We start from the raw sequence: 7333 nt of genomic DNA on the forward strand, positions 1-7333 counted from the left end.
TCCTGTCGTTGGTGGAGACCGGCAAGCGATTGGGCCGCTGCCCACAGGAGTGGTTGAGGGCCGTGGTCAGGGCGTGCATCGAGAAGACAGATTATCCCATCCCGGCAGAACTGATGCCGTCAACCCCGTCCTGGTGAATAGATACGCGCAGTCTCCGAGAGCATCAGATGGGCAAGTCCAAGCACAAGATCAGCAACTGGCAGCAGTACAACCAAGCCTTGGTGCAACGCGGTTCGTTGACCATCTGGATGGACGAACAAGCCATTAAGCAGTGGCATTGCCTGGTCCACCATGGCCGCCGAGGGAGAGGTTTCCACTACAGTGACACCGCCATTGAGACGGCCCTGATGCTAAAAGGCTTGTTCAAGTTGCCGCTGCGGGCGCTAGAAGGCTTCATTAACTCGTTGTTCCAACTGATGGCGGTGCCTTTGCAGTCGCCGGACTATAGCTGTATCAGCAAGCGCGCCAAGACCGTCGACATCAAGTACCGCCTCCCCAGCCAAGGCCCGGTGGCTCACTTGGTCATTGATGCCACCGGCCTCAAGGTCTATGGCGAAGGCGAATGGAAAATTCGCAAACACGGCAAGGAGAAGCGACGAGTGTGGCGCAAGCTCCACTTGGCGGTGGATGCCACAACCCATGCGGTCATCGCTGCCGAAGTCAGCCTGGAGACGGTGGCGGATAACGAGGTGTTACCGACGTTGCTCAACCCCTTACGACGCAAGATAAAACAGGTCAGCGCCGATGGTGCGTATGACACCAAGGCCTGTCATGCGCTACTGAAGAAGAAGGGGGCGAAAGCCACCATACCGCCGAGAAAAAATGCGGCACCGTGGGAGGAAGGCCATCCCCGCAACGAGGCGGTGACGGCGCTCAAGGCCGGTGAACTGAAGCAATGGAAGAAAGACTCCGGCTATCACCAGCGCTCGATAGCCGAGACCGCCATGTACCGGTTCAAGCAACTCATCGGGCCAACGCTGAGCCTGCGGAACTACAACGCCCAGGTGGGCGAAATCCTGGCTGGCGTGAAGGTGATGAACAAGCTGATAGGGCTTGGTATGCCTGTTCGCCAGCCAGTGAATTGAGTGGTATCAACGGGTTGGGGAACGGCCATCCAGCGACGGATTTGATCAACAACGCCCTACACAATTGGTGCTGCCAGTATATGTCGCCTGTATACTCATGCCGATACTGGTTACATTCACATGTCGCATTTTGGAGCACATATGACCGCTGGGGCGCTCACCTGGGATCAGACTTTGCGTTTTCGACTGCTGGAGATCGTGTTGATGTGGGAAGGCCGCCTAACCACCAACCACCTCTGCACTGCCTTCAACATTGGCCGCCAGCAGGCGTCGAGGGATATCAACCGCTATATCCAGGAGGTCTCGCCACAAGGGCTGGAGTACGACCGTAATCTCAAGGGCTACAAACCTACCGCCCAGTTCAGCCCTCGCTTTAGCGAAGGCAAGGTGGATGAGTATCTGTTGCTGCTGCACCGAGAGAAGCAGCATCAGCGCCAGCATGAGGCAGGTGTCTTGGCGCTGCCACTGATGGACCTGCGTTACGGCCATATCGAGATCCTGGATGTGCCTAACCGCCATATCGACCCCGTCATCGTACGCGGTCTGGTGCAGGCGGCCCGCAGCCAGTTACGGGTGGATGTGGATTATGTGTCGCTCAGTTCGGCCGAGCGTAGCGGGCGCAATATAGTTCCCCATACCTTGGTCTATGACGGCATTCGCTGGCATGTGCGGGCGTATTGCGAGAAGAAGAGGGATTATCTGGACTTTGTGATGAGCCGCTTTCGGGGCAAGCCGGAGCTACTCGACGCTTCGGCCCACGGTCGAGATCAGGATCTGGAGTGGAACAATCGGGTGGTCGCTGTGGTGACCCCCAATCCCTGTCTGGGTGATGAACAGCAGGCCATTATCGCCAGCGACTATGCGATGACCGACGGCAAGTTGCTGATAGAACAGCGCGTCCCCTTGATGCATTACGCCCTGGAGCGGATGCAGGTGAGCTACAACGGGGAACATGCTAATAATCCCCTGCTCTACCCACTGGTGCTCGCCAACCGGGAGGAGCTGATCCGGCAAGGCTGTGTCTTTAAGCTCAAGAATGCAGATTTGCAAATTTCATAGCGGGCTGGTGCTTTGTAGTGGCCCAGCTCACGACGCCACTACGAGCACCTGACTGTTTATCCGTTGGATTTGACCCCATAGGTCCAGACACTTTTTCCCGCTTAGGATTGTGATACCCGACTGCGCAGAAATTCCCGGGGTGAACGGTATCCCAAGGCGCTGTGCGGGTGGTGTTCGTTATAATGCTCAAACGCGATAGCCAAATTGCCTACCGCTGTTCGGCTATCCGGTTTTGGCATCATCTCGATATAGTCTCGCTTCATCGTCTTCACGAAGCTCTCCGCTATACCGTTACTCTGTGGGCTTCTCACCGCAGTAGTTCTGGGCTCCAACCCGATTTCTCGTGCAAACGCGCGGGTCTCATGGGCTCGATACGCCGAGCCATTATCAGTCAGCCACTCCACCGGTGATGCCGGCAACGAATCCCCAAAGCGCATAAAGATCGCAACACGGGCAGATCGCATAAACAACAATCCAGGCCTGATGTTGCTCGCTCACCTCCGCCACATCATCTAGAAAACGCTGGTGTTGTTTGCGGTTGTTATCGCTGTGGCAACGAAGCGGTAAGAGATCCAATAAAACCCAATCAAACCACCAATAGTTGAGAAAATCTCTGCAATATCATGGCAACAAGACCACTACGCACAGCATCATAGAGAAGGTTGTCGCAAAAACGATCCATCCGAATGAGTGCGGTCAACATGCAGCAGCAGTCGAGCCTGGACCAGGTCGCAATCACGGCACTCTGTGCCTGCTCTTGCTCTGCTGGTGTCAGGGATGACTGCGGTGCCATTACAACGCTGGCTTGCGGCCAATCCAAACCAGTTGGCTGCATGATTCCCAGCTCATAGCAGGCAGAAGCAAGCACCAACGTCTGCTCATCCTCACTCTGCTCCACCACACCTTGCATACGTATAACCAGTTCGGCCAATTCGCAGTCCTGAGGCAAGCGACAGGTATTTGCGTCATGTAGCGTCAGTGCCATATCAGAAATCTTGTCATACCAGGCTAAACGCTCACGCCAACTAGCCGGGATCCCTTCTTCGCCATAATAGGCACCGGCCAGTTGGCCATAGATAGCAGCCACAGTGTCGGCATCATCCCCTAGATTGGCAGCCAGCAAAGCACCTTCGGCAAATGTAGTGCTATGCCAGAAACTCCATAGTGCCGCCTCCAGGCTGTGCACAACATAACCACTACTGGAAATCTCGTGACGAGTCTTGTGGCGATAAGTTCCACACGCGATCGCGTCTATCTCCTCCGGCAATACTCCCAACGCACTCAACTCAGACTCTGTCAGTTTCAGAACCGCATCTTTGCCAGCATCTTGGGAGGGATCGATGAGCAACGCCTTATCAATAAACAGTGCCATCAACTGACACGCCGCAACGGCCCGAGCCTCACCATGGGTAGTACGAGAACTCAGTGCAACCATATTCAAGAGATATTGCAGAGCATTCTCTCTTTTTTGCACCCTATGCTGACTGTAAAAGAGCACAATGGGCGCTAATCGCATCAAGCTGCCGTTTCCTGCACTCATGGCATCTTCACTGCCAGGATAAGGGTCGCCACTATGACCATACTGGCGTAGTGCCCTTCTGACGGTACTACCAATGTCAAAGCAATAACCTGTCACTGAGTTTTCACCCTGCCGATACCAACGTTGATAGCGAGCTAACTGATCGAGTGGATCATGTCGATGACATGCCAACAGGCTGTCAGCCAAACACAAGGCCATGCTGGTATCATCGGTCCATTGACCAGCTTCGAGCTTAAATGGCCCCCCCCCGATCATATCTGTCAATGCCGTGTAACTATCACGGGGAGCAAACTCTAGGGTTGTACCCAATGCATCGCCAATAGCGAGGCCAAGCAGACATCCCTTGGCGGCACTCTGTCTGTTTTTCATACGTGTAATGTCCATGGAAGAGATATATGCACCAACGCTCCGGCAAGACTGAAGACTGTTGCGAGCGAATGATGCAGAAAAGCCCTATAAAAGAAGGAGTAGCATCCCCTTGCAACCTGCTGATTAACAGCCGAGCGCATCCTCACGCAGGGTGCCCTGTTTGCCATCGTCACACCGGTAGCGGGTATGGCCCAATGCATCTTGCCGATAGGTGCAGTTGGCCGCTTGCGCAGGATGAGCAAACAACCAGCCCGCCAGCACACCGAACAGGGCTAACCCACGCCACCTCGCTCGTGGTGACTGTCGGCCAAGGTGAACCTGATCTCGATGCTGTCGTCTGCGGTCCATCGCCGGTTTCCTCTGATGTGTACCTAGTTAAGGGTACTGTGTTCGCCGCCCGCTCCGATACTGAGGTTTTGCACATGTACCATTTTCAGGCAGATGTTCGCGGCTCTGCTGCGAGCATGTTGCAGCCCGTTGCCGCAAAACCGGGTTGCAGGGGCTAGCCACCCACGCCCCTTCCCACTGGCGGTGGGTTACTCCGTTTGCGCAGTCGGTTTTCTACGTTTAATGCGCCACTCATGCTGACAGAGGGTGCAACACCGCTCCATCGAGTAGCCGATCTCAATGCAGCACCCCCCCAATGCCACTTCACGGCGATCGCTCATCGCGACCAATTCTTCAGACGGCATGCCATAGACGATATCAACACCACTCTTTTGCCTGCAGGCCGGGCAGATATATTTCCTTCGTCTCGTCATCTTCCATTGACCATGTTGTTACCGATTGAGGCCATGCTACGCGATCCTGGCCAACCAAAACTTGCGTTGATGCAAACATTGGGTTTTATAATGGCTGTATGGATATACAGCCTTGCAGCATGATGAACCTACTCACCCCAGACCTTTCAGCCACTGAGGTGGCCATGCCGCTGTTCTTGCAGCGGGCCTCTTGCGGCTTTCCCAGCCCCGCCAGCGACTATCTGGAAGGCAGTCTCGATCTCAATCGTCACTGCATCAGCCATCCGGCCGCCACCTTCTACCTGCGTGCCGAGGGGGAGAGCATGACCGGGGTCGGTATCTTTCCCGGTGATGTGTTGGTGGTCGATAAGAGCCTGACCGCCCGCCACGGTGACGTGGTGATTGCACTGCTCGATGGCGGCTTTACGGTGAAGATCTTGCAACTCACCCCCCGGCTCGCGTTGCTGCCCGCCAACCCAGCCTTTGCCCCGCTGGCGGTGGATGCCGAGCAAGGGTTTGAGCTGTTCGGGGTGGTGACCCATGTGATCGGTAATTTGAGGCAGCGTGATGGCCATTGCGCTGGTTGATGTTAATAACTTCTACGCCAGTTGTGAGCGGCTGTTTCGCCCCGAGCTGCGTGGGCGACCACTGGTGGTGCTCTCCAACAACGATGGCTGCGTGGTGTCTCGCTCTTACGAAGCCAAGGCGATGGGCATCAAGATGGGGGTGCCCTACTTTCAGATACGCGAGCCGTTTGAGGCGCATGGCGGGGTGGCGTTCAGCTCCAATTATGCCCTCTATGGTGATATGTCGAGCCGGGTGATGAGCACGCTGGAGACCATGGCCCCTGAGCTAGAGGTCTACTCCATCGATGAAGCATTTCTGGCGTTGTCGGCGTCGTTTGCCGGGGATCTCACCGCCTATGGGCAGCAGATCCGCCAGCGGGTGCTGCAGTGGACCGGCCTCACGGTCGGGGTCGGCATTGGCCCCACCAAGACCCTCGCCAAACTGGCCAACTATGCCGCCAAAAAGTGGCCTGCCACCGGCGGCGTGGTCGATTTGCACGATGAACTGCGCCGGGCCCGGCTGATGGCGATCACCCCGGTGGAGGAGGTGTGGGGGATTGGTCGCCGCTTGACGGTCAAGTTACAACGGCAAGCCATACACACGGTGGCCGATCTGGTCGCCAGCGATGCCAAAAGGTTGCGCGCCCAATTCGGCGTGGTGGTCGAGCGGATCGTGCAGGAGCTACGTGGCCTGCCTTGCGCAGAGCTGGCCGTTGAATCGGTGGCGAAGCAACAGATCCTCTCCAGCCGCTCGTTTGGCGAGCGGATCACCGAGTGCGCGGCAATGGCACAAGCCCTGGCGGGGTTTATGGCTCGCGCTGCCGAGAAGCTGCGGGCGGAGGAAATGTGCTGCCAGCGGGTGCACCTGTTTGTGCGCACCAGCCCGTTTGATGAGCAGGCCCCCTATTACAGCGAGCAGGCCGGCGTTCGGCTGGTCTGCCCAACCGATGACACCCGTTTGCTGCTGCAGCAAGTGAGCGTGCTGCTACCGCAAATTTGGCGCGACGGCCATCGCTATCAAAAAGCGGGCGTGATGCTCAGTGAGTTCACCCCCAAGGGGCAGCAACAGGCCGATCTGTTTGCCTCGCCCTCCCCTCAATCGGATGCGCTGATGGCGGTGCTCGATCAGATCAAGGCCAAAGGATTGGGAAAAGTCGGCTTTGCCAGTCAGGGTACGGGGTCACCCGAGTGGATGATGCGCCAAGCGCACCTGAGCCCCTGTTACACCACCCGTTGGGAAGATCTGCCGGTGGCACGTTGACCTCCTCCCCTCCCTCAACAAGGCGAAAGCCGCCCCCGGCACCAAATGGTCACAGCTACGTGATGGGGAGTCGCGGGTATGGTGGTTCCCGATTGCGGAGGGCGATGCATCACTCCCCCTCTTCACCCGCACCAAGAGTCAATCCGTCGAGGGCGAGTAAGTGTGGAGGGGCGTACCCTTTCAACCGGCGCAATTCGATACAGTAATGGGATGAACGATTGCGATCGTGACCCCGCCGACTTTCTATCTATAAAAAAATTGGAGCAAATATGGCAACTCGGGGTATCAACAAAGTCATGCTGATCGGCCATCTTGGCCAGGAGCCGGAGGTGCGGCAGATGGCACAAGGGGGGGCGGTGACCACCATCAGTCTGGCGACCTCCGAGAGTTGGCGTGATCGGCAAACCGGCCAACAGCAAGAGCGGACCGAATGGCACCGGGTGGTGTTTATAGGCAAGATTGGTGAGATTGCCGGTCAGTACCTCAAACAGGGCCGCACATGGCGCAATGCTGATCAGTTAAGGATCCATTGACCGATCCTTCTGCTGTAGGACAATCCGGAACCAATCACTAAATAGCTGTTCCGAATAGTAGATCACCGGAGGAAGGGAACTCAGTCCAGTTTGTGCGATCTGATTAGTCGCTAAACAAAACAAGCCACACCCAAAGGACTGAGTTGATGCCTATCCTACCACCTCTGCCACGACCACAAC

Annotated in this window: 5 protein-coding genes and 2 pseudogenes; 5 read left to right on the forward strand and 2 right to left on the reverse strand. The window is 56.5% G+C overall.

The features are described 5' to 3' along the window. Positions 1–167 precede the first annotated feature (167 nt). Both MUW49_RS18750 and MUW49_RS18755 read left to right on the forward strand, forming a co-directional pair. Positions 168–1085 carry an IS5 family transposase gene (locus tag MUW49_RS18750; protein ID WP_103261393.1) on the forward strand — a complete coding sequence of 306 codons (918 nt, stop codon included), beginning with the start codon at positions 168–170 and terminating at the stop codon, positions 1083–1085. Between the two features lie 141 nt (positions 1086–1226). Beyond that, positions 1227–2144, forward strand: a complete 918-nt coding sequence (locus MUW49_RS18755; protein ID WP_010674966.1) for a WYL domain-containing protein — start codon at positions 1227–1229, stop codon at positions 2142–2144. 101 nt (positions 2145–2245) lie between these two features. On the opposite strand, the pseudogene MUW49_RS18760 reads toward MUW49_RS18755, so the two are convergent. Next, positions 2246–2590: pseudogene (locus MUW49_RS18760) on the reverse strand (integrase core domain-containing protein); the annotation flags it as partial. A gap of 140 nt (positions 2591–2730) precedes the next feature. Beyond that, positions 2731–4053, reverse strand: a complete 1323-nt coding sequence (locus MUW49_RS18765; RefSeq protein ID WP_069785113.1) for an ADP-ribosylglycohydrolase family protein — start codon at positions 4051–4053, stop codon at positions 2731–2733. A gap of 883 nt (positions 4054–4936) precedes the next feature. Here MUW49_RS18765 and umuD point away from each other — a divergent pair. The 3 genes and pseudogenes from umuD to ssb form a co-directional block, all read left to right on the forward strand. Beyond that, entirely contained in the window at positions 4937–5380 is a 444-nt protein-coding gene (gene umuD, locus MUW49_RS18770) for a translesion error-prone DNA polymerase V autoproteolytic subunit (RefSeq protein ID WP_069785121.1), read from the forward strand. Then, a complete protein-coding gene (gene umuC, locus MUW49_RS18775) occupies positions 5361–6620 on the forward strand; it encodes a translesion error-prone DNA polymerase V subunit UmuC (protein WP_244813078.1) in 1260 nt (419 codons plus the stop codon). The genes umuD and umuC overlap by 20 nt, the downstream gene beginning before the upstream one ends. A gap of 269 nt (positions 6621–6889) precedes the next feature. Further along, a pseudogene (gene ssb, locus MUW49_RS18780) lies at positions 6890–7114 on the forward strand (single-stranded DNA-binding protein); the annotation flags it as partial. Between the last annotated feature and the right edge of the window lie 219 nt (positions 7115–7333).

Origin of the sequence: Aeromonas sp. LsrichE-8G, from assembly GCF_022869435.1 — a bacterium.
GTDB lineage: Bacteria > Pseudomonadota > Gammaproteobacteria > Enterobacterales > Aeromonadaceae > Aeromonas > Aeromonas caviae.